This is a genomic window from Mycobacterium sp. ELW1, assembly GCF_008329905.1.
GTDB lineage: Bacteria > Actinomycetota > Actinomycetes > Mycobacteriales > Mycobacteriaceae > Mycobacterium.
In genome coordinates this window covers 3,839,642-3,858,378 of the sequence record NZ_CP032155.1, presented here as the reverse complement: position 1 = coordinate 3,858,378, position 18,737 = coordinate 3,839,642, and the positions used below count along the sequence as shown (strand labels likewise).

Sequence of the window (18,737 nt, the reverse complement as noted above, 5' to 3'; positions counted from 1 at the left end):
GAACCAAATCGGGCGTCCGCGGCGTTGAACGGTTCGTTGCAACTCTTGGAGGAGGACACCCGATGGCGATACTGCTGCGTGAGGTGATCGGCGACGTGCTGCGTGACGCTCGCACGTCGCAGGGGCGCACCCTTCGTGAGGTGTCCGATTCGGCCCGAGTGAGCCTGGGATACCTCTCCGAAGTCGAGCGCGGCCGCAAGGAAGCCTCGAGTGAGCTGCTCAGCGCGATCTGCACCGCCTTGGACGTCCCGCTGTCGCGGGTGCTGACCGATGCCGGTGCCAAGATGGCCGACCGCGAGCGAATCGCCCGGTTGACCGCCGTGCCGGCGCAGGACGGCACCATCGACGTCGCCACCAAGGTGGTCATTCCGCACCCCGTCACGATGGCGGTGGCCTGAGCCTCGAACCGGCCGCGACCGGGTCACATGCAGCCAAGGGTGTGGCCGGGCGTGGTTAACCGATAAATTGGGCACGACCACCCGAACTGCGGCACTCGATACATAGACGGAGCAACTGATGGCCAACCCGTTCGTCAAGGCGTGGAAGTACTTCACAGCGCTCTTCAACTCGAAGATCGACGAATATGCCGACCCGAAGGTGCAGATCCAGCAGGCGATCGAGGATGCCCAGCGTCAGCACCAGGGCTTGACCCAGCAGGCCGCCCAGGTCATCGGCAATCAGCGCCAGCTCGAGATGCGCTTGAACCGTCAACTCGCCGACATCGAGAAGCTGCAGGTCAACGTCCGGCAGGCGCTGACGCTGGCCGATCAGGCGGTGGCGTCCGGTGATGCCGCCAAGGCGACCGAGTACAACAACGCCGCTGAGGCGTTCGCCGCGCAGTTGGTCACCGCAGAGCAGAGTGTGGAGGACCTCAAGGCTCTGCACGACCAGGCGCTGCAAGCCGCCGGCCAGGCCAAGAAGGCCGTCGAGCAGAACGCCATGGTGCTGCAGCAGAAGATCGCCGAGCGCACGAAGCTGCTCAGCCAGCTCGAGCAGGCCAAGATGCAGGAGCAGGTCAGCGCCTCGCTGCGGTCGATGAGCGAGATCGCCGCACCCGGCAACACCCCGAGCCTCGACGAGGTTCGCGACAAGATCGAACGCCGCTACGCCAACGCGATGGGCGCCGCGGAGCTCGCGCAGAACTCGGTGCAGGGCCGCATGCTCGAAGTGCAGCAGGCCAGTGTGCAGATGGCCGGACATTCCCGGCTCGAGCAGATCCGCGCGTCGATGCGTGGGGACGCTCTGCCTGCCGGTGGCACCGCGGCCGCGCCGGCCACCCCGGCCGCACCGGCGGTCACCCCCGAGCCCGAGAAGCCACTAGGCCAGTAGGAGGCGAGCATTCGATGGCGGTGACACCGGACAAACCGGGATTCGTATCGCGTCAATGGCGTTCGGTCATGCAGCGCGGTATCGACACCGTCAGTGAGTACGCCGACGTGGCGGCGCAGAAGCTCAGTGCCGTCTCCGATCCGCGGGCCCGGCTGCTGCGCAAGCGGCGCTGGGCGTTGCGGCTGGGGATCTTCTTCAGTTTCGCCACCGTGTTCTGGGTAGCCGTGACCGGACTCCTTGCCACGTGGAGCACACCGGTCTGGGGGCTGATCATCACCGGGGTGATCGCCGCCGGCGCCGCGGTGCCCGCCACTCTGTTCTTGCTGCGCTACCGCTGGCTGCGGGGCGAGCCGCTGCCACCTACCCGTCAGGTCAGCGGCCGCCGGCTGCCGCCGCACGGCTCGGTGGCGCGGCCGTCGATGTCGGCCCTCGGGGCTTCTGAGCGTGGCTTTCACTCGCTACTGGGTGTGATGCAGCGCGGGAACATGTTGCCGCCCGAAGAAATTCGCGAACTCATCGCAGCAGCGGATCGCACCGCGGCCACCATGGCGGCCACGGCCGACGAGGTGGTGTCGATGGAGCGCGCCGCGATCGAGACGCCGCATTCGCAGTCCTACCTGGCGCCGACCATCAACGCGTTCACCGCGCAGCTCAGCTCCGGGGTGCGGCAGTACAACGAAATGGTCACCGCCGCAGCGCAACTGGTGTCCGCGGCCAATACCGGCGCGATGTCGAGCTCGCCGATGTCGCAGCAGCGCTACCGCAACGAGCTCGCAGGAGCGACCGACCGCCTGATGGGCTGGGCGCAGGCCTTCGACGAACTGGGCCAGCTCCGCCGGGCCTAGAGCGTCGGCCGCAACCCCGGCACGACCGCCCCGATGAGGCCGCGCACAGTGGCCTTGGTCATGTCGAACATGTCGAAGTAGTCCCGCCACAAGGTGATTCGGCCGTCCTTGACCTCGAAGACGCCGCACACCCAGAACTGCAACCGCACCGGGCCCACCCGCAGCACGTCGGTGCGCTCGGTGAGCACCACCGGGCCGTTGACCGCGATGCGGTGGATCTTCACCTCGAAGCCGAAGCTGGGACGCTGCAGGCCTTTGAACAGCTTCATCGTTCGCTTGCGGCCGCGGACGGTGGGGAAACCGACATTCTGGTAGACGAGATTGTCGTCCAGCTGAAGATCGGCGGTGGCCAGGTCCTGCTCCTGCAGCGCGTTCAGGAAAACCTCGACCGTATGGGCATTGTCGATATCGGAGCTCACGTTGGTGATCTGCTCGGTCATGCACTCGAGCCTAGGCCGGATCCGCTGTGGCAGGGTAGGCCCGTGCGCGTCGCGGTGGTGGCAGGACCGGATCCCGGCCATGCGTTTCCCGCGATCGCGCTGTGCCTGCGCCTGGCGGCTGCGGGGGATCACCCCATCCTGCTGACCGGCACCGAATGGCTGGACACGGCGCGCGCCGCCGGGATCGAGGCCGTCGAACTCGCCGGTCTGGATCCTGACGACGACGACGATGACACCGACGCCGGCGCCAAGATCCACCAGCGCGCGGCGCGGATGGCGGTTCTCAACGTTCCGGCACTGCGCGCCCTGGCGCCCGATCTGATCGTCTCCGACGTCATCACCGCCTGCGGCGGGATGGCTGCCGAACTGCTGGGCATCCCGTGGGTCGAGCTGTGCCCGCACCCGCTGTACCTACCTTCGCGGGGCCTGCCGCCACTGGGCAGCGGGCTGGCGCCCGGCGCTGGAATCCGCGGCCGGCTGCGGGACTCGATCATGCGCGCCCTGACCGCCCGGTCGGTGAAGGAAGGGGCCCGTCAGCGCTCGACGGCACGGGTGCAGATCGGGCTGCCCGCCCGCGATCCGGGACCACTGCGCCGCCTGATCGCCACCCTGCCCGCCCTCGAGGTGCCCAGGCCGGACTGGCCGGCCGAGGCCGTCGTGGTCGGGCCGCTGCATTTCGAACCCACCGACGCGGTGCTGCCGGTTCCGCCGGGGGAGGGCCCGGTGATCGTGGTGGCGCCGTCGACCGCCACCACCGGCGCCGGGGGAGTCGCCGAGCTTGTGCTGGAACACCTGATGCCCGGCCGTACGCTGCCCGCGGGGTCGCGGGTGGTGATCTCCCGGCTCGGCGGCGAGGAGCTCGAGGTGCCGCCGTGGGCGTGTGCCGGGCTGGGTCGCCAGGACGAGCTGCTGACCCACGCCGATCTGGTGATCTGCGGTGGCGGGCACGGGATGCTGTCCAAGACGCTGCTGGCCGGCGTGCCGATGGTGGTGATCCCGGGTGGTGGTGACCAGTGGGAGTTGGCGAATCGCGTTGTGCGACAAGGTAGTGCGCGTCTGATCCGGCCGCTTGCCGCCGAGGCGCTGGTGGCCGAGGTGGGCGAAGTGCTGTCCTCGCCGGGCTATCGGGAGGCGGCACGGCGCGCCGGCCAGAGCATTGCGGGAGTCGCCGATCCGGTACGGGTGTGCCATGAATCGGTGGCTGGGTAAGTTGGTGGCGTGCGGCTGACGGAATTCCACGAGCTGGTCGATGCGCAGTTCGGTCCGGTTCGAGGGGGCTCGCTGGTGGTCGACCATGTGCTCACGCAGCTGGGCGGACGGACCGCCGCGCAGGCCATCGAGGACGGTGTGGAGCCCCGCGACGTGTGGCGGGCGCTGTGCGCGGACTTCGACGTGCCGCGCGATCAGTGGTGAGCGCGTGAGTACCTTCGCGTTGATCCATGGCGCCTGGCACGGACCGTGGTGCTGGGAGCGGTTGATTCCCGAATTGGAGCGGCGCGGGCACCGGGCGGTCGCGGTGGACGTACGGTTCGATGATCCGGCGGCGACGTTCACCGACCATGCCGCCACATTTGCGGCAGCTATTGATGAGAACGACCACGACGTCGTCGCTGTCGGACACTCGCTGGGCAGCTATGCGTTGCCGTGGATCGCCGATCGCTGCCTGCTTCGTCACCAGGTGTATTTGTGCGGCTTGGTCGCGGAGCCCGGCCGCACCATCGCTGAGCTGAATCGGGAGCAACACATACTCAATCCGGATCATTCGGCCGGACTCGCCAAGGTCGACGGCGGCACCCGATGGGTCGACCTCGACCTGGCGCGATCGATCTTCTATCCGGATTGTGATGACGAGATCGTCACGTCGGCGATCCCACGGCTGCGAGTTCAGGCGCGCGAGCCGATGTCGCAGCGCTGCACGTTCGATCGGCTCCCATCGATTCCGGCCACCTACATCGTGTGCGCAGACGACCGGATGGTCGATCCAGGCTGGTCACGACGGGTGGCGACGGAGCGGCTCGAAGCGGAGGTGGTGGAGCTGCCGGGGGTCATTCGCCGTTCTACTCCCGCCCGGCGGCTCTGGCCGACGCCCTGCATCGGATCGTCTGACACGCGGCGGCGCGCCTCCTTGCCATCGAACACATGTTCGTTATGGTGGTCAACGTTCGCCCGTTTTGTCGGAGCCTTGTCCTAACGTCACGGCCAACCGACCGAGAACCGGTCAACAACGACTACCGGAAGAGGTATCACCATGGCTCCGCAGGCACCTGATCGCGAAAAGGCCCTCGAGCTGGCGCTCGCACAGATCGACAAGAACTTCGGCAAGGGCTCGGTGATGCGACTGGGCGACGAGGTGCGCCAGCCCATCTCGGTCATCCCGACCGGATCGATCGCCCTCGACGTCGCACTCGGCATCGGCGGACTGCCGCGCGGTCGCGTGGTTGAGATCTACGGCCCGGAATCGTCGGGTAAGACCACCGTCGCACTGCACGCGGTGGCCAATGCTCAAGCCGCCGGCGGCATCGCGGCGTTCATCGACGCCGAGCACGCGCTGGACCCGGATTACGCCCAGAAGCTCGGGGTGGACACCGACGCACTGCTGGTCAGCCAGCCCGACACCGGTGAGCAGGCGCTCGAGATCGCCGACATGCTGGTGCGATCGGGCGCCATCGACCTCATCGTCATCGACTCGGTGGCCGCGCTGGTGCCCCGCGCCGAGATCGAGGGCGAGATGGGTGACAGCCACGTCGGTCTGCAGGCCCGGCTGATGAGCCAGGCGCTGCGCAAGATGACCGGTGCGCTGAACAACTCGGGCACCACCGCGATCTTCATCAACCAGCTGCGCGAGAAGATCGGCGTGATGTTCGGCTCACCCGAAACCACCACGGGCGGTAAGGCGTTGAAGTTCTACGCCTCGGTCCGCCTGGATGTGCGGCGGATCGAGACACTCAAGGACGGCACGGACGCGGTAGGCAACCGCACCCGCGTCAAGGTCGTCAAGAACAAGGTGTCACCGCCGTTCAAGCAGGCCGAATTCGACATCCTTTACGGCCACGGCATCAGCCGCGAGGGGTCGCTCATCGATATGGGCGTGGAGCACGGCTTCATCCGCAAGTCCGGTTCGTGGTTCACCTACGAGGGCGAGCAGCTTGGCCAGGGCAAGGAGAACGCCCGAAAGTTCCTGCTGGAGAACCCCGATGTGGGCAACGAGGTCGAGAAGAAGATCAAGGAGAAGCTTGGTATCGGCGCGGTCGTGACCGATGGACCCATCGATGACGTCCTCCCCGCCCCAGTCGACTTCTGAGACCCGCGAAGAGCAGGCGCACGCGTTGTGCCTGCGCCTGCTCACCGTGCGTCCGCGAACCCGATCCGAGCTCTCCGGTCAGATGGCCAAGCGGGGATACCCCGACGACGTCATCTCGAACGAACTCGATCGGCTAGCCGCTGTCGGCCTGATCGACGACGCGGATTTCGCCGAACAGTGGGTGCGCTCGCGGCGGGCGCGAGCGGGAAAAGGTAAGCGCGCCTTGGCCGCTGAGTTGCGGACGAAAGGTGTCGACGACGAGGTGATCGCCGCGGCGCTCGACGACATCGACGCCGGCGCCGAACGGCAACGCGCCGAGGAGCTGGTGGAGCAGAAGCTGCGCCGGGAGAAGCTGGACGACGGCGACGACACCAAGGTGATGCGCAGGCTGGTCGGCATGCTGGCCCGGCGCGGCTACAACCAGAGCATGGCCGTGGCCGTGGTCAGAGACGAACTGGCGGCAGAGCGGGAGCGCCGCCGGGTCTAGCTTTCGGTCAGCACGTCGTGTAGCTGACGGTGCAGGGATCGGCCGCCCGCGCCACGCCGCCTATCTGGGCGGGCACCGGACGCGGGTGTCGTTTCCATTCGGGCCTCATGTCGTAGCGACCCAAGAGGCGGGTCATCGCCATGGTCATCGCGGCCAACGAAAAGGGCTGTGCCGGACAGGAATGCCTGCCGTGCCCGAAGGCGGTCACCAGCATCGGTGACGGCAACGCATGTGCGTCGGCGAGTCGGTGCCGGTGCCACCGGCTGGGATTCCATTCCTCCAAGCCGGCAGCCGCCGATGAGTTCAGCAGCGGTAGTAGCGTGGCGATGGTCCAGCCCTTCGGTACGTCCACCACACCTGCGCCGGTGTCGAATGCGACCGGCTCGAGTACGGCGCGGGCCATGATCGAGCGCTGCGCCAGCCGGGTGCTTTCGAGTGCACACCTGGAGGCGAGGTCGCGATCGCCGTCTGCGACGAGGCGGAGTTGATCGGGATGGACGATCAGGTCGACGAGCGCCCAGCCGAGTGCTGCCATCAGGTTCGACATAGAGGCGATGTGGATGAGCGCGACGTCCATCGCGATACCGCGACTCCGGATCTCCGGCGATTCCGTAGCCCAGGCACTGACGATTCGGCTGAACAACCCCGCGCCATCCTGGGGCGTCGAATCATGTTGCCGCAGCGACTCTTCGATCACCCCGGAGACCTCCTCCAAGGCGGCTCGCTCGGCCCGCATACCCGACGCGGCCACGGCGGCCATCGCGTCGGGGTGAACGAACGCGTCCGAACCGTCGAGCACATCGAACGCGCGAACCAGACGCTCGAACGCGTCCCCGTCGGCGCAGCCAGGTCCGGCCCACGACGCCAAACCCATGCGGTGGCCGAGCCGTCGGGTCAGCGCGAACAGGTCGACGGTGCCGCTCTCGCCGAGTTCGACCTCGGTCGCATCGAGGGCACGGTCGAGGTTGGCGAGGTATGACGTCACGTCGTCGCGGCGAAACAACGAACTCGGCAGCAGGCGCCTGCCGGCAAGCACCTCCTCGGGCAGCTTGCGTCGCAGCATGAGGAAATCCGCGACACCCTTGCTCGCCGCTTCTTCGGTGAGCGCGTAGAACGATTCGACGCCGGTGGGCGAGAAGGTGAAGAGGTAGTAGCTGCCCCCACTCTCGACCACGAATGCGTCGCCGCATCGTTCGCGCGCCCTGGCGATCGCGGCCACTGCGTCGTCGACCGCGACATCCCATGGCAGCCCGACGCCATCGGCGACAGGTAGGACTTCCAGCGGGCTCGGCACTATCGGCGAGTGATCGTGTGGGCTGTGTCGACCCAGCTACCAGCTCCAGACGATTCCGCGGCGCCGGTCCCGGCTATTCGGCGTGATCTCACTGACGTTGGGGGCACGCGTCTGTGGCACGGCCTTGATGGACACGCTGCCGCTGGTCTCGCACATGACGTGGCTGCCCGCGTCATGACAGGTCTGCCGGGCACCTGCCACCGGAGCCGAAATGAGTGACGCCGCAACCACAGCTGTGGTCAGCAGCGAGATCTTTCCTCGCACGTTCACAACGTCATTCCTTTCGCGCGGTATGGGGTGGCAGTCCGAGCCGCGGCTGTCACGGACAGGCCGACACGAGAATTCGAGCGCTCGGATCGAGCGGGGCGTCGGCGTCCTGGGAGTGCCTGAACGCGTCGTCTCGCGCTGCCTCGACCGTCGGCCCGGCGCCACCGGACACAATCCCGCTGCCGTTGTCGGCACCCACCGAGACCACGCACAGGTTGTCGTTGGTGACCTCGTCGCGGCTGCACTCCTGCGCGCCGGCCTGCTGGCACGCGGCGATCACCGCCGCCGAGGCAGCCGCATTGGTCGGGCCGGTAGCCGAGAACCCGGCGAGTACTCCATTGAGCACGCCCGAGCCAACAGCCTGTGACATGTCGTCGGTGCCGTCGATCGCACCGTCCGGTCCGCCGGCCCACGCCGACGCTACTGAAAGCGTCGCCGCGGCAACCCCGACGGCGACGATCGTGGAAACCCTGCGGGTGAGCGCCATTCGGGTCCTGCCTTTCGAGCTGATCGGCACAGGTGATCCGTCACTGTAGCCGCAATTGACGCCTTCGTTGGGGCATCGAAGGTGATACTAGGCTTCACCGCATGCAGATCTCGGCCAAGCTGGCGCCCACATTCGACTATCCCGAGCTCGAACAGTTCTGGCGCACGGCGGATGCACTGGGTTTCGAAGCAGTCTGGAACTACGACCACTTCTACGGGCTTACCGAGGATCGAAAGCCGACCCACGAGGGGTGGACGAGCCTGGCGGCGATGGCTGTGGTGGTCGGCCAGGCCCGGATCGGGTGCATGGTCACCGGCGTGACGTATCGCAATCCGGCGATCCTGGCCAAGATGGCTGTCACCGTGGACCACATCAGCGGCGGACGATTGAACTTCGGCATCGGGGCAGGCTGGCACGAAGCCGAGCATCGTGGCTTCGGAATCGAATTCCCCAGCGCAGGAACACGAGTGGCGATGCTCGACGAGGCGCTCACCGTGATTCGCCGGCTCTGGACGGAAGAGATCGTGACGTTCGAGGGCCGGTTCTACACGCTGAACGAGGCGATCTGCGAACCCAAGCCGCTGCAGCGGCCCTACCCGCCGATCGTGGTGGGCGGCTCCCAGCCCAAGATGCTCCGGGTGATCGCCCGGCATGCCGACGAGTGGAACATGCCCAGCCATGAAGGTCCCCAGCAGTGGGGCGAGGTCAACGGGCAGCTCACCGAGGTTTGCGCCGAGGTCGGCCGCGACCCGGGTGAGGTCCGGCGGTCGGTTCAGCTCTTCCTGCACCCGCGTGACCCCGAACAGGTTGCCGCGCAACTGGATCAGCTGCCGCAGTACGCCGAGTTGGGCTGCGAGCATGTGGTGTTGAGCTTCTACCAGCCACCGTCGACCGAGCTGCTGGAGCGATGTGCGGAGCTCTCACGCTGATCCGCCATAACGGTGGGTGGCAGCTGATCCGGACGGCAGCAGCGCAACCTGGTCGAAACCGAGATCGTCTAGAGCGCGCTGACACCGACCTGTCAGGTCCTTGGCGTGACATTCATCGAGTCGGCCATGTCTCGGGCAAGTTGTGACCGCCGTCGGCAACCAATACCGATCCGTTGACGAAGGAGGCCGATTCGTGTGCCAGAAACAGTACGCAGGCGGCGATCTCATCGGGAGTACCACTGCGCGCCATTGGACCGGCCGACGCGGCCGCAGCCTCGAACGCAAGCTGCGATCCAGTTGCAATGTAGCCGGGCGCAACAAGGTTCACCGTAACGCCCTTGTTCACCACTTCCAGCGCCAACGACTGGGTGAGTCCGACCAGGGCTGCCTTGGCAGTGGTGTAGGTGGATTGTCCGGGCATTGCATTGACCGTACCGGTGGTGGAACCAATCGAGACGATGCGGCCGTAGCCGGCTTCGCACATCACGGGTACCACCGCGCGACAAGCCAGGAATGCCGTCGTGAGATTGCGGGCGATCGCGGCGTTCCAGTCAGCGAGCGAGAGATCGGCGACATCGTCGTCGGCATCCCAGCCAGACGAAATCGACGTCATGCCAGCATTGTTAACCAGAATGTCGACTCGCCCCCAACGTCGCAGACCCGCCTGGACCATGGAGTCGGCGGCACCGTCGACGGTGAGGTCAGCGATCACTCCCGTTGCCGAGTCGCCTAGTTCCGCCGCGCGTTGGTGCACCCGCTCGGAGGTCGCCCCGAGTACCACCCGAGCTCCTTGGTCGACGAGCTGACGGGCTACAGCTGCGCCGATCCCGTCGGGGGAGCCGGCCCCCGTGACGATGGCAACCCGGTCTTTAAAACGGGTCATTCACTCTCTCCTTGTCTGCTCGCCACCCAGACGGTCGCTGTCGACGTCGAATCGGCGGTGAGAGTTCCCTCGGCTGAACGTCAACTGTTGGCCTCTACCGCAAAGATATAACGCTCGGGGGCCGGGCGCCGCAGTCGCACTAAACGAGGGTGCGATTCTCGCGCGAGCCCCGTAAGTCGTTGGTGTCGAATTACTTTGGCCATAGCGACGCGGCAGGAGAGGGCGCCTCGGTGTCGGATGATTCATCCGAGGAACACGGCGTACAGCAACTGACATCGGATCTGAGGCTAACTAGTGCTACTCGGCGCCACTCGCCTAGCCGACGATCACACTCGGCGCACCGCGGGCGGATGCCACGCTCCGCTGATGGCCTCGCGGCGCGGCGCGTAGAGCCGCATCGTCACCCCGAGGGTGCCCAGCGGCGAGGGCAGCCAGTTGGCCACCTTCTCGGGGCCGGGGTTCACATGCTGTATGTAGAGATCCAGTGAACCGTCTGCGTTGTACTGCAAGGCATCTCGATCGCCGATCGCAAACCGATTGATCTCGTTGGCGACCTGGTACCCCTCGGCGTCGTACATCGTCACCGACCAGAAGGCGTCCACCGGAGGCAGCTTCCCGGCATCGAAGTGGATGACGTAATCATTCTCGCCGGACAGTGGTTGACCGTCGGCGTCGGTCACCAGCAAGGGGTACACCGCATCCTCGGGCGGGTTGGCTCCCAGCCCGACCAGCGTGACGACCGCGCGCCGTAGATACGAGTTGCCGTAGACGCCCATGCCTTCGGCCAGGACCATCCACCCGTCGACGATGTTGCCCAGGGTCGGGGCGGCCGATGTGATGGTCGCCAGTGCATCCTGTTTGCCCGCCTCGATCTCGGCCCGCTGCTCAGCGGAGAACCGCTGCGGGTCGAACGGCGTGCCGGCCTCGATGCCAAGACCCGACAGCCGGGCCAGGATCGAAAAGTCGGTGGGGTGTGGGGGATTGACGCGCAGTAAGTCCGCGGCGTAGCTCAGATAGTCCAGTGCCGCCATGCCGTTGACCGTGCGCAGCGGTTCGGTGGTGACGTCGTAGGCCTCGTCCCTGACAAACGTCGACGGAGCCAGTGCGGTCAGGGTGTAGCCGTCCTGAACGGCGTGCACCGCCGGGTAGTCCGCCGGCCCATTGGTTTGAGTTCGGCCGATGACCCACACATACGGCGTCGGTGCGTGGATCACCGGAATGTCCTGCGGCAGCTCACCGGTGTGGCCCGGGCCGGCGATCACGTAGCGCTGCGGTCCGGTGCCGGAGGTTCGCTTCCCGGGATTGGCGAAGACATCGGTCCACATGTCCAGCAGCGGAAGCATGAAGTACCGGTCATCGGTGTCGGGCACGTCCAGGATCACCGGTCCGGCGGTGAGGTCGAGCCAGGCCGACGAGTACAGGGTGTCGAAGTTGGGGCGCACCACCGCGCGGAAGTCGGCGTCGGGGTATTGGCGGATGTGGTTGAACTGGTTGGGCAGCCCGGACCCGACACCCGTGCGGTTGACCGACTGCAGGCGGGTGACGTCCATCGTCACCAACGGGTAGAAGTAGATGAACGCCTCACAGCTGAGCGTGCGCAGGTCAGCGGACAAGGTGCTCATAGGCGTCCTATCGTCGGCGTCAATTGGTGGGCCGACCCTACCCGATCGACCTGGCTAGTCGCCCGGTTCCAGCGCGGCCTGCGTCTGCACGGGCACACCCGCTCGTTTGGACCGCCGCAACCGCCGCTCCAGGCGGGTGGCTGCCACCGACAACGCGAAGTTGGCACTGATCATCAACACCGCGATCACGATCAGCGCCGGAACGTAGTTGCCGTAGCTCGACCCGACCACGGTGCCCTGGCGGACCATCTCGACGAAGGTGATCTGGTAGCCGATCGCGGTGTCCTTCAACACCACGACCAGCTGCGAGACCAACACCGGCAGCATCGAGGTGATGGCCTGCGGCAGCAGGATCGACCGCATCGTCTGGCCCGACCGCAATCCCAGCGCGGCCGCGGCCTCGCCCTGCCCGCGCGGCAGCGAGTTGACGCCGGCACGGACGATCTCGGCGATCACCGCGCCGTTGTAGAGCGTCAGGCCCGTCACCACGCCGGCCAGCGCCAGATGCGTCGACATAAACACGTCGTAGAGCGCGAACAGGAAGTACGCGAAGATCATCATGATCAGCACCGGCACGGCGCGGAAGAACTCCACGATCACCGCCGACGGCCAGCGGATCCAGCCGACGCGTGACAACCTCCCCACGCCGAGGGCGAAACCGAGGATCACCGCCAGCACGATCGACAGTCCCGCTGCCGTCAGCGTGCCTTCGACGCCCGGCAGCACGTAGGTCTTCCAGAGATTGCCGGTCAGGAACGGCTGCCATTTGGCCGCCGTCAGCTGTCCCTTGCCGGCGAGCTTGGCGATCACCGCCCAGACCACCAGGGCGGCAACGACGATCGTCACCAGAGTGATGATCCGGTTGCGGACCCGCGCCCGCGGGCCCGGCGCGTCGAAGAGGACCGAAGCCGTGCTCACCTCGCCACCGCCAGACGCTTACCCAGCCACCCGAACAGCAGCCCCAACGGCAGGGTGAGGATCACGAAGCCCAGCGCGAAGATCGTGCCGACCGCCACCAGCGCGGCGGTGTTCTCGATCATCCCCTTCATCAGCAGCGCCGCCTCGGCAACCCCGATGGCCGAGGCGATCGTGGTGTTTTTGGTCAACGCGATCAGCACCGAGCCGAGCGGAATGATCACCGAACGGAATGCCTGCGGCAACAGGATCATCCGCAGGTTCTGTCCGAACGTGAAGCCCAGCGAACGGGCTGCTTCGGCCTGGCCGATCGGCACGGTGTTCACTCCTGAGCGCACGGTCTCGCAGACGAAAGACGCGGTGTAGACCGTCAGCCCGAGTACCGCAAGCCGAAAGTTACTGTCCTCGATCGACGTTGGCGAGTTCGTGTCCACCAGCGTGATGCCCAGCGTCTGCGCAAGACCGAACGAGCAGAACAGGATGATCAACGTCAGCGGAGTATTGCGCACCACATTGACGTAGGTGGTGCCCAGCCAGTTGAGCATCGGCACCGGTGCCATTCGCATCGCGGCCAGCACCGTGCCCAGTATCAGCGCCCCGATCGCGGAGAACACCGTGAGCTGAATCGTGGTCCAGAACGCCTCGAATATCTGGCCGCGATACTCGCTGAAGATGTCCACGCCCGCGCGACCTCAGCAGCCGTCGAGTGCCGGCGGCGCCGGAGCGGTGATGCCGGCGGGGCCGAGGTTCTTGTCGAACGCCGCCTTCCAGGAGCCGTCGGCTTCCATCTTCTTCACCGCGTCAGTGATCTTGGTGCACAGCTCCTTGTCGCCCTTCTTGAGCCCGATGCCGTAGCGCTCCTCGGAGAACGGCTGGCCGACGATCTTGAAAGCGCCGGGCGACTGTGCGGCGTAGCCGGCCAGGATCACCTCGTCGGTGGTCACCGCGTCGATCGCGCCGTTCTTCAGCGCCTCGACGCACGCCGAGTACGTGTCGTACTGCTGCAGTTGGACACCCGGGTACTTGTCCTTGATCCGCTGCGCCGGGGTCGACCCGCTGACCGAGCACAGCTTCTTGTTGTTCTGCAGCGACTCCGCGCCGGTGATGTCGGTGTTGTCGGCGCGAACCAGCAGGGACTGTCCGGTCACCAGGTACGGGCCGGCGAAATCGACCTTCTGCTTACGCGAGTCGGTGATCGAGTAGGTCGCGACGATGTACTTCACCTGACCGTTCTGGATCAGGTTCTCCCGCTGGCCGGAGGGGGATTCCTTCCACTCGATCTTGTCCTCGGGGTAGCCGAGCTCCTTGGCGACGTACTTGGCGACGTCGACGTCGAAGCCGCTCATCGTGCCGTCCGGGTTCTTCAACCCCAGGCCGGGCTGGTCGAACTTGGTGCCGATGACCAGCTTGTCGCCGCTGCCACCGCCACCACACCCGGTCGCGGCGAACGGCAACGCGACGGCCAGCACGGCGGCGCCGACGAGCCGCCAGGAAAAACGTGGCCGGGACTGGCCAGAAAGAATAGGCATCAGCGGGTGTTCCTTTCGCCCTAGTGGTTGAGGATCTTGCCGAGGAAGTCTTTGGCGCGCTCCGAGCGCGGGTTGTCGAAGAACTCGACCGGCGGGGCGTCCTCCACGACCGCTCCGTCGGCCATGAACACCACCCGGTTGGCGGCGCGACGGGCGAAGCCCATCTCGTGGGTGACCACCACCATCGTCATGCCCTCGGAGGCCAGCGAGGTCATGACATCGAGCACTTCGTTGATCATCTCCGGGTCGAGCGCACTGGTCGGCTCGTCGAACAACATCACCTTCGGCTTCATCGCCAGCGAACGTGCGATGGCCACCCGCTGCTGCTGGCCGCCGGACAGCTGGGCTGGGTATTTGTCTGCCTGGTTGGCAACACCCACCCGTTCCAGCAACGACATAGCGTGTTCGCGGGCCTTGTCCTTGGCCACCTTGCGCACCTTCACCGGAGCGAGGGCGACGTTGTCCAGGATGGTCTTGTGCGCGAACAGGTTGAACGACTGGAAGACCATGCCCACATCGGCGCGCAACTGCGCGAGTTTGCGCCCCTCCGAAGGCAATTGCTCACCGTCGATGGTGATGGTGCCCGAGTCGATGGTTTCCAGGCGGTTGATCGTGCGGCACAAGGTCGACTTGCCCGACCCCGACGGCCCCAGCACCACCACCACTTGGCCGCGGTCGACCTCAAGGTCGATGTCTTTCAGAACATGCAGGTCGCCGAAATGCTTGTTGACGCCCTGGATCGAGATCATCGGCTTCTCGCCGCTGCGCCCCATGCGTTCAGACCCTACCCAGGTAACCCCCAGTTTGCCGAGCGTTGACCGATCCGCGATTTCTCACCGCCTCGCAGTGCTCCGTACGATGAGCACGTGACATCGGTGCTGACCAACGACAATCCGGCGGGCGAACTGCCCGGTTCGGGCGAAGGTCGTACCTACCAGGTCCGCACCTACGGCTGTCAGATGAACGTCCACGATTCCGAGCGGCTCGCCGGGCTGCTCGAGGCCGCCGGATATCACCGCGCGCCCGAGGGCACCGACGCCGACGTGGTGGTGTTCAACACCTGCGCGGTCCGGGAAAATGCTGACAACAAGCTGTACGGCAACATCAGCCATCTGGCCCCGCGCAAGCAGGCCGACCCCGACATGCAGATCGCGGTGGGCGGCTGCCTGGCCCAGAAGGACCGCGAAGGCCTGCTGAAGAAAGCGCCGTGGGTCGACGTGGTCTTCGGCACCCACAACATCGGCTCACTGCCCACGCTGCTCGAGCGGGCCCGGCACAACCGGCAGGCTCAGGTCGAAATCGCCGAGTCCCTGCGGGAATTCCCCTCCACGCTGCCCGCTGCACGCGAATCCGCCTACGCTGCATGGGTTTCCATCTCAGTTGGCTGCAACAACACCTGCACGTTCTGCATCGTGCCTGCGCTGCGCGGCAAGGAGGTGGACCGCCGGCCCGACGAAATCCTCGCCGAGGTGCAGTCGCTGGTCGATCAGGGCGTGCTGGAGATCACCCTGCTGGGACAGAACGTCAACGCCTACGGAGTCTCGTTCGCCGACCCAGGCACCCCGCGCGATCGTGGCGCCTTCGCCGCACTGCTGCGTGATTGCGGGCGCATCGACGGACTGGAGCGGGTCCGGTTCACCTCACCGCACCCGGCCGAGTTCACCGACGACGTCATCGAGGCGATGGCCCAGACCCCGAATGTCTGCCCCGCCCTTCACATGCCGCTGCAGTCCGGGTCGGACCGCATGCTGCGGGCGATGCGGCGCTCCTACCGTGCCGAGAAGTATCTCGGCATCATCGACCGGGTACGCGCGGCGATGCCGGATGCGGCGATCACCACCGACATCATCGTCGGCTTCCCCGGCGAAACCGAGGACGACTTCGCCGCCACCCTGGACGTGGTGCGCCAGGCCCGGTTCAGCACCGCGTTCACCTTCCAGTACTCCAAGCGGCCCGGCACCCCGGCAGCCGAACTCGACGGTCAGCTTCCGAAAGCCGTTGTGCAGGAACGTTATAACCGACTCATCGAGCTGCAGGAGCAGATCTCCTTCGAGGAGAACACCGCGCAGATCGGTCGTGAGGTCGAATTGCTGGTGGCCACCGGCGAGGGCCGCAAAGACGCCAGCACCGCCCGGATGAGCGGACGCGCCCGCGACGGCCGGCTGGTGCATTTCACGCCGGGCGATGCCACCCCGCGCCCCGGCGACATCGTCACCACCACGGTCACCGGCGCCGCTCCGCACCACCTGATCGCCGATGCGCCGCTGCTGGGTCACCGCCGCACCCGTGCCGGCGACGCCCACGCCGCCGGGCAACGGCCCCGTACCGTCGGCCTGGGGCTGCCGCCGGTGGGCAGACCGCAGATCGAGGAAACGACGGGATGCCAGCAATGAGTCGCCAGGACGAAGATCCGAGCGAGGCCTACCGCTCTGACATGGAGAAGGCCGAACGCAAGGTCGCCGGTGAGATCGAGCCGGGCGCTCGCGCCATGGTGGTGGCGATCCTGGTGTTCGTCCTGCTGGTGTCGCTGATCCTGCCGCACACCGGCGCCGCCCGCGGCGTCGACGTCCTGATGGGCGACGACAAGGCCATCAGTGTGGGTATCGCCCTACCGTCTCGGCTGTTCAGCTGGTTCGCGCTGGTGTTCGGCGTCGGCTTCTCGATGCTGGCACTGACCACCCGGCGCTGGGTCCTGGCCTGGATCGCCCTTGCCGGATCGGCGCTGTCCTGCGCGCTCGGGTTGCTGGCGGTCTGGTCCCGTCAGACCGCCGTGCACGGCCATCCCGGCCCGGGCATCGGCTTGCTGGTGGGGTGGCTGGCGGTCATCCTGCTGACCTTCCACTGGGCGCGGGTGGTCTGGACGCGCACCGCGGTGCAGCTGGCGGCCGAGGAACAGCGCCGCCTCGCGGCGAGGGAAGGCCAATCCCGCAGCCTGCTCGACGACGTCGACCGTCGTGAGCGCAAGCAGCCGCCCGCCGAGGGTTAGCGCTTCTTACTGAGCGACTCGACTGCCGCGTCGGCCCACTGCCGCCACTGCTCGGCGCTGGCCCTGGCCGCTTCGGCATCCTTGGTACGGCCCGCGGCTTCGGCCTTCTCGGCCTGCCGCTCGAACTGCTCGACCCGGGCGCGGAACTGTTCGGCGCGGGCCGCAGCCTGCGGATCGGTCCGCCCCGAGTCGGCGGCGTCGCGCACCTTCTTCTCCACCGCACGCAACCGGCGTTCCAAATCGGCCGACCGCTCCCGAGGCACCTTGCCGATCGCATCCCACTTGTCGGTGATGGTCCGCAATGCCGACCGGGCCGCGTCCGGGTTGGTCGTGTCGAGCTTCTCCGCTTCGGCCAGCAGGGCCTCCTTGGCGGTGGCGTTGGCCTGGAATTCGGTGTCGCGCTCGGCATTCACCGCATTGCGCGCGGCGAAGAAGGTGTCCTGGGCCGCCTTGAACCGATGCCACAGGGTGTCGTCGACGTCCTTGGCGGCCCGGCCGGCCGCCTTCCACTCGGCGAGCAGATCGCGGAACGCCGAGGCCGTCGCCGACCAGTCGGTGGAGCCGGACAGCTCCTCGGCGCGCACGCACAACTGCTCCTTGGCCTGCCTGGCGCCGGCGCGTTCGCGGTCCAGGTCGGCGAAGTGCGAGCCCCGGCGCCGGTTGAACGTTTCGCGGGCCGCCGAGTAGCGCTTCCACAACGCGTCGTCGGTCTTGCGGTCCAGGCCGGTGATGGTGCGCCACTCGTCGAGGATCGTGCGCAGCCGGTCGCCGGCGGCCTTCCACTGGGTGGAATTCGTCGCCAGTTCCTCGGCCTCGGCGGCCAGCGCCTCCTTGCGCGCGGTCTGCTCGGCCCGGTGTTGCTCGCGCCGGGCCCGGTCGGCCGCCGCGGTTTCCTCGGCGTGGTCGCGGATTGCGGCGAGCCGCGCGGCCAGTGCGTCAAGGTCGCCGAGAACGCTTGCCGTGGGCAGGGTTTCAGCCAGAGAGGCGGCCGCCGCTTTGATCTTGCGCGCATCACCGGTGCCGGAGGCCAGCCGAGTCTCCATCAGCGTGACCTCGGTGGCGAGATCTTCGAAGCGCCTTCCGAAGTGGGCGAAGGCCGCCTCGGTGTCGCCGGCCTGCCACGAGCCGATGGTGCGTTCGCCGTCCGAGGTGATCAACCAGACCGTGCCGTCGTCATCGACGCGACCGAACCGGTGCGGGTCGCTGGATGGCGGCAGCACCACGGGGGCGGTGGGTGCGTGGGGTTTCGGGACGGGTCTCGGCGGTCCCGGTCGGGGAGCCGGCTTCGGGGCTCCGTCGGCGCTGGGTTGGTCGATCGTCATGGGCTCGCCTCACCTACCCTCCGCGCGGTGTTCCCGCGCATCTGCCGCGCGACGCGGCGCCACTGCTGCACGTCCGGCGACCGTGGTCACGGCCGCCGTCC

Annotated in this window: 22 protein-coding genes; 11 read left to right on the top strand and 11 right to left on the bottom strand. The window is 67.0% G+C overall.

The window, feature by feature from the left end; all coding sequences use genetic code 11:
• Positions 1-62 precede the first annotated feature (62 nt).
• The 3 genes from clgR to pspM all read left to right on the top strand — a co-directional run bounded on the left by clgR (position 63) and on the right by pspM (position 2,174).
• Positions 63-398, top strand: coding sequence for a transcriptional regulator ClgR (clgR, locus tag D3H54_RS18295; protein WP_149380252.1), 336 nt, complete (start codon positions 63-65; stop codon positions 396-398).
• A 118-nt stretch (positions 399-516) separates the two neighbouring features.
• Positions 517-1,329: a phage shock protein PspA gene (gene pspA / locus D3H54_RS18290; RefSeq protein WP_149380251.1), complete on the top strand. Its 813-nt coding sequence runs from the start codon at positions 517-519 to the stop codon at positions 1,327-1,329.
• A 14-nt stretch (positions 1,330-1,343) separates the two neighbouring features.
• Positions 1,344-2,174 (top strand): phage shock envelope stress response protein PspM, encoded by an 831-nt coding sequence (gene pspM, locus D3H54_RS18285; protein ID WP_149380250.1) that lies wholly within the window; start codon positions 1,344-1,346, stop codon positions 2,172-2,174.
• Here the strand turns inward: pspM and D3H54_RS18280 are convergent.
• Positions 2,171-2,614 carry a limonene-1,2-epoxide hydrolase family protein gene (locus tag D3H54_RS18280; RefSeq protein ID WP_149380249.1) on the bottom strand — a complete coding sequence of 148 codons (444 nt, stop codon included), beginning with the start codon at positions 2,612-2,614 and terminating at the stop codon, positions 2,171-2,173. The genes pspM and D3H54_RS18280 overlap by 4 nt on opposite strands.
• 42 nt (positions 2,615-2,656) lie before the next feature.
• Here D3H54_RS18280 and D3H54_RS18275 point away from each other — a divergent pair, with 42 nt between their 5' ends.
• The 5 genes from D3H54_RS18275 to recX are packed head-to-tail and all read left to right on the top strand — an operon-like array spanning position 2,657 to position 6,402.
• On the top strand, positions 2,657-3,823 hold the full coding sequence (locus tag D3H54_RS18275; protein WP_149380248.1) for a glycosyltransferase: 1,167 nt from the start codon (positions 2,657-2,659) through the stop codon (positions 3,821-3,823).
• 9 nt (positions 3,824-3,832) lie between these two features.
• Positions 3,833-4,027, top strand: a complete 195-nt coding sequence (locus D3H54_RS18270) for a DUF3046 domain-containing protein (protein ID WP_005148761.1) — start codon at positions 3,833-3,835, stop codon at positions 4,025-4,027.
• 4 nt (positions 4,028-4,031) lie between these two features.
• Positions 4,032-4,805: an alpha/beta fold hydrolase gene (locus D3H54_RS18265; RefSeq protein ID WP_168214905.1), complete on the top strand. Its 774-nt coding sequence runs from the start codon at positions 4,032-4,034 to the stop codon at positions 4,803-4,805.
• A gap of 57 nt (positions 4,806-4,862) precedes the next feature.
• Positions 4,863-5,915, top strand: coding sequence for a recombinase RecA (gene recA / locus D3H54_RS18260; RefSeq protein ID WP_149380246.1), 1,053 nt, complete (start codon positions 4,863-4,865; stop codon positions 5,913-5,915).
• Entirely contained in the window at positions 5,884-6,402 is a 519-nt protein-coding gene (gene recX, locus D3H54_RS18255) for a recombination regulator RecX (RefSeq protein ID WP_149380245.1), read from the top strand. The genes recA and recX overlap by 32 nt, the downstream gene beginning before the upstream one ends.
• A 7-nt stretch (positions 6,403-6,409) precedes the next feature.
• Here the strand turns inward: recX and D3H54_RS18250 are convergent, their stop codons facing one another.
• The 3 genes from D3H54_RS18250 to D3H54_RS18240 are packed head-to-tail and all read right to left on the bottom strand — an operon-like array spanning position 6,410 to position 8,450.
• Entirely contained in the window at positions 6,410-7,696 is a 1,287-nt protein-coding gene (locus tag D3H54_RS18250) for a cytochrome P450 (RefSeq protein WP_286198919.1), read from the bottom strand.
• 36 nt (positions 7,697-7,732) lie between these two features.
• On the bottom strand, positions 7,733-7,966 hold the full coding sequence (locus D3H54_RS18245; RefSeq protein ID WP_149380243.1) for a hypothetical protein: 234 nt from the start codon (positions 7,964-7,966) through the stop codon (positions 7,733-7,735).
• 49 nt (positions 7,967-8,015) lie between these two features.
• A complete protein-coding gene (locus D3H54_RS18240) occupies positions 8,016-8,450 on the bottom strand; it encodes a DUF4189 domain-containing protein (protein WP_149380242.1) in 435 nt (144 codons plus the stop codon).
• 101 nt (positions 8,451-8,551) lie between these two features.
• Between D3H54_RS18240 and D3H54_RS18235 the strand changes: the two genes are divergently transcribed.
• The gene (locus D3H54_RS18235) at positions 8,552-9,379 is read left to right on the top strand and encodes a TIGR03560 family F420-dependent LLM class oxidoreductase (protein WP_149380241.1); all 828 of its coding nucleotides are present in this window, start codon (positions 8,552-8,554) and stop codon (positions 9,377-9,379) included.
• A gap of 112 nt (positions 9,380-9,491) precedes the next feature.
• On the opposite strand, the gene D3H54_RS18230 is transcribed toward D3H54_RS18235, so the two are convergent.
• The 6 genes from D3H54_RS18230 to D3H54_RS18205 all read right to left on the bottom strand — a co-directional run bounded on the left by D3H54_RS18230 (position 9,492) and on the right by D3H54_RS18205 (position 15,077).
• Positions 9,492-10,262, bottom strand: a complete 771-nt coding sequence (locus D3H54_RS18230) for an SDR family NAD(P)-dependent oxidoreductase (protein ID WP_149380240.1) — start codon at positions 10,260-10,262, stop codon at positions 9,492-9,494.
• A 326-nt stretch (positions 10,263-10,588) separates the two neighbouring features.
• The gene (locus D3H54_RS18225) at positions 10,589-11,884 is read right to left on the bottom strand and encodes a DUF1254 domain-containing protein (protein WP_149380239.1); all 1,296 of its coding nucleotides are present in this window, start codon (positions 11,882-11,884) and stop codon (positions 10,589-10,591) included.
• 54 nt (positions 11,885-11,938) lie between these two features.
• Positions 11,939-12,802 carry an amino acid ABC transporter permease gene (locus tag D3H54_RS18220; protein WP_149380238.1) on the bottom strand — a complete coding sequence of 288 codons (864 nt, stop codon included), beginning with the start codon at positions 12,800-12,802 and terminating at the stop codon, positions 11,939-11,941.
• On the bottom strand, positions 12,799-13,479 hold the full coding sequence (locus tag D3H54_RS18215) for an amino acid ABC transporter permease (RefSeq protein ID WP_149380237.1): 681 nt from the start codon (positions 13,477-13,479) through the stop codon (positions 12,799-12,801). Before D3H54_RS18215 ends, D3H54_RS18220 begins: the two co-directional genes overlap by 4 nt.
• A gap of 12 nt (positions 13,480-13,491) precedes the next feature.
• Complete coding sequence (locus tag D3H54_RS18210) at positions 13,492-14,328, bottom strand: glutamate ABC transporter substrate-binding protein (RefSeq protein ID WP_149380236.1); 837 nt, start codon at positions 14,326-14,328, stop codon at positions 13,492-13,494.
• Between the two features lie 20 nt (positions 14,329-14,348).
• Positions 14,349-15,077 carry an amino acid ABC transporter ATP-binding protein gene (locus D3H54_RS18205; RefSeq protein ID WP_149383611.1) on the bottom strand — a complete coding sequence of 243 codons (729 nt, stop codon included), beginning with the start codon at positions 15,075-15,077 and terminating at the stop codon, positions 14,349-14,351.
• A 117-nt stretch (positions 15,078-15,194) separates the two neighbouring features.
• On the opposite strand from D3H54_RS18205, the gene miaB reads away from it, so the two are divergent.
• Both miaB and D3H54_RS18195 read left to right on the top strand, forming a co-directional pair.
• On the top strand, positions 15,195-16,721 hold the full coding sequence (gene miaB / locus D3H54_RS18200; RefSeq protein ID WP_432246342.1) for a tRNA (N6-isopentenyl adenosine(37)-C2)-methylthiotransferase MiaB: 1,527 nt from the start codon (positions 15,195-15,197) through the stop codon (positions 16,719-16,721).
• Positions 16,709-17,314: an Rv2732c family membrane protein gene (locus D3H54_RS18195; RefSeq protein ID WP_149380235.1), complete on the top strand. Its 606-nt coding sequence runs from the start codon at positions 16,709-16,711 to the stop codon at positions 17,312-17,314. Before miaB ends, D3H54_RS18195 begins: the two co-directional genes overlap by 13 nt.
• Here the strand turns inward: D3H54_RS18195 and D3H54_RS18190 are convergent.
• Positions 17,311-18,636, bottom strand: coding sequence for a DUF349 domain-containing protein (locus D3H54_RS18190; protein ID WP_149380234.1), 1,326 nt, complete (start codon positions 18,634-18,636; stop codon positions 17,311-17,313). The genes D3H54_RS18195 and D3H54_RS18190 overlap by 4 nt on opposite strands.
• Positions 18,637-18,737: the final 101 nt, after the last annotated feature.

Bases quoted from the DNA above. Each gene is read 5' to 3' on its own strand.
- pspA (WP_149380251.1), top strand. From the start codon at position 517: ATGGCCAACCCGTTCGTCAAGGCGTGGAAGTACTTCACAGCGCTCTTC.
- D3H54_RS18280 (WP_149380249.1), bottom strand. From the start codon at position 2,614: ATGACCGAGCAGATCACCAACGTGAGCTCCGATATCGACAATGCCCAT.
- D3H54_RS18190 (WP_149380234.1), bottom strand. From the start codon at position 18,636: ATGACGATCGACCAACCCAGCGCCGACGGAGCCCCGAAGCCGGCTCCC.
- D3H54_RS18235 (WP_149380241.1), top strand. From the start codon at position 8,552: ATGCAGATCTCGGCCAAGCTGGCGCCCACATTCGACTATCCCGAGCTC.
- D3H54_RS18230 (WP_149380240.1), bottom strand. From the start codon at position 10,262: ATGACCCGTTTTAAAGACCGGGTTGCCATCGTCACGGGGGCCGGCTCC.
- D3H54_RS18225 (WP_149380239.1), bottom strand. From the start codon at position 11,884: ATGAGCACCTTGTCCGCTGACCTGCGCACGCTCAGCTGTGAGGCGTTC.
- D3H54_RS18195 (WP_149380235.1), top strand. From the start codon at position 16,709: ATGCCAGCAATGAGTCGCCAGGACGAAGATCCGAGCGAGGCCTACCGC.
- clgR (WP_149380252.1), top strand. From the start codon at position 63: ATGGCGATACTGCTGCGTGAGGTGATCGGCGACGTGCTGCGTGACGCT.
- recA (WP_149380246.1), top strand. From the start codon at position 4,863: ATGGCTCCGCAGGCACCTGATCGCGAAAAGGCCCTCGAGCTGGCGCTC.
- pspM (WP_149380250.1), top strand. From the start codon at position 1,344: ATGGCGGTGACACCGGACAAACCGGGATTCGTATCGCGTCAATGGCGT.
- D3H54_RS18205 (WP_149383611.1), bottom strand. From the start codon at position 15,077: ATGATCTCGATCCAGGGCGTCAACAAGCATTTCGGCGACCTGCATGTT.
- D3H54_RS18210 (WP_149380236.1), bottom strand. From the start codon at position 14,328: ATGCCTATTCTTTCTGGCCAGTCCCGGCCACGTTTTTCCTGGCGGCTC.
- D3H54_RS18240 (WP_149380242.1), bottom strand. From the start codon at position 8,450: ATGGCGCTCACCCGCAGGGTTTCCACGATCGTCGCCGTCGGGGTTGCC.
- recX (WP_149380245.1), top strand. From the start codon at position 5,884: ATGACGTCCTCCCCGCCCCAGTCGACTTCTGAGACCCGCGAAGAGCAG.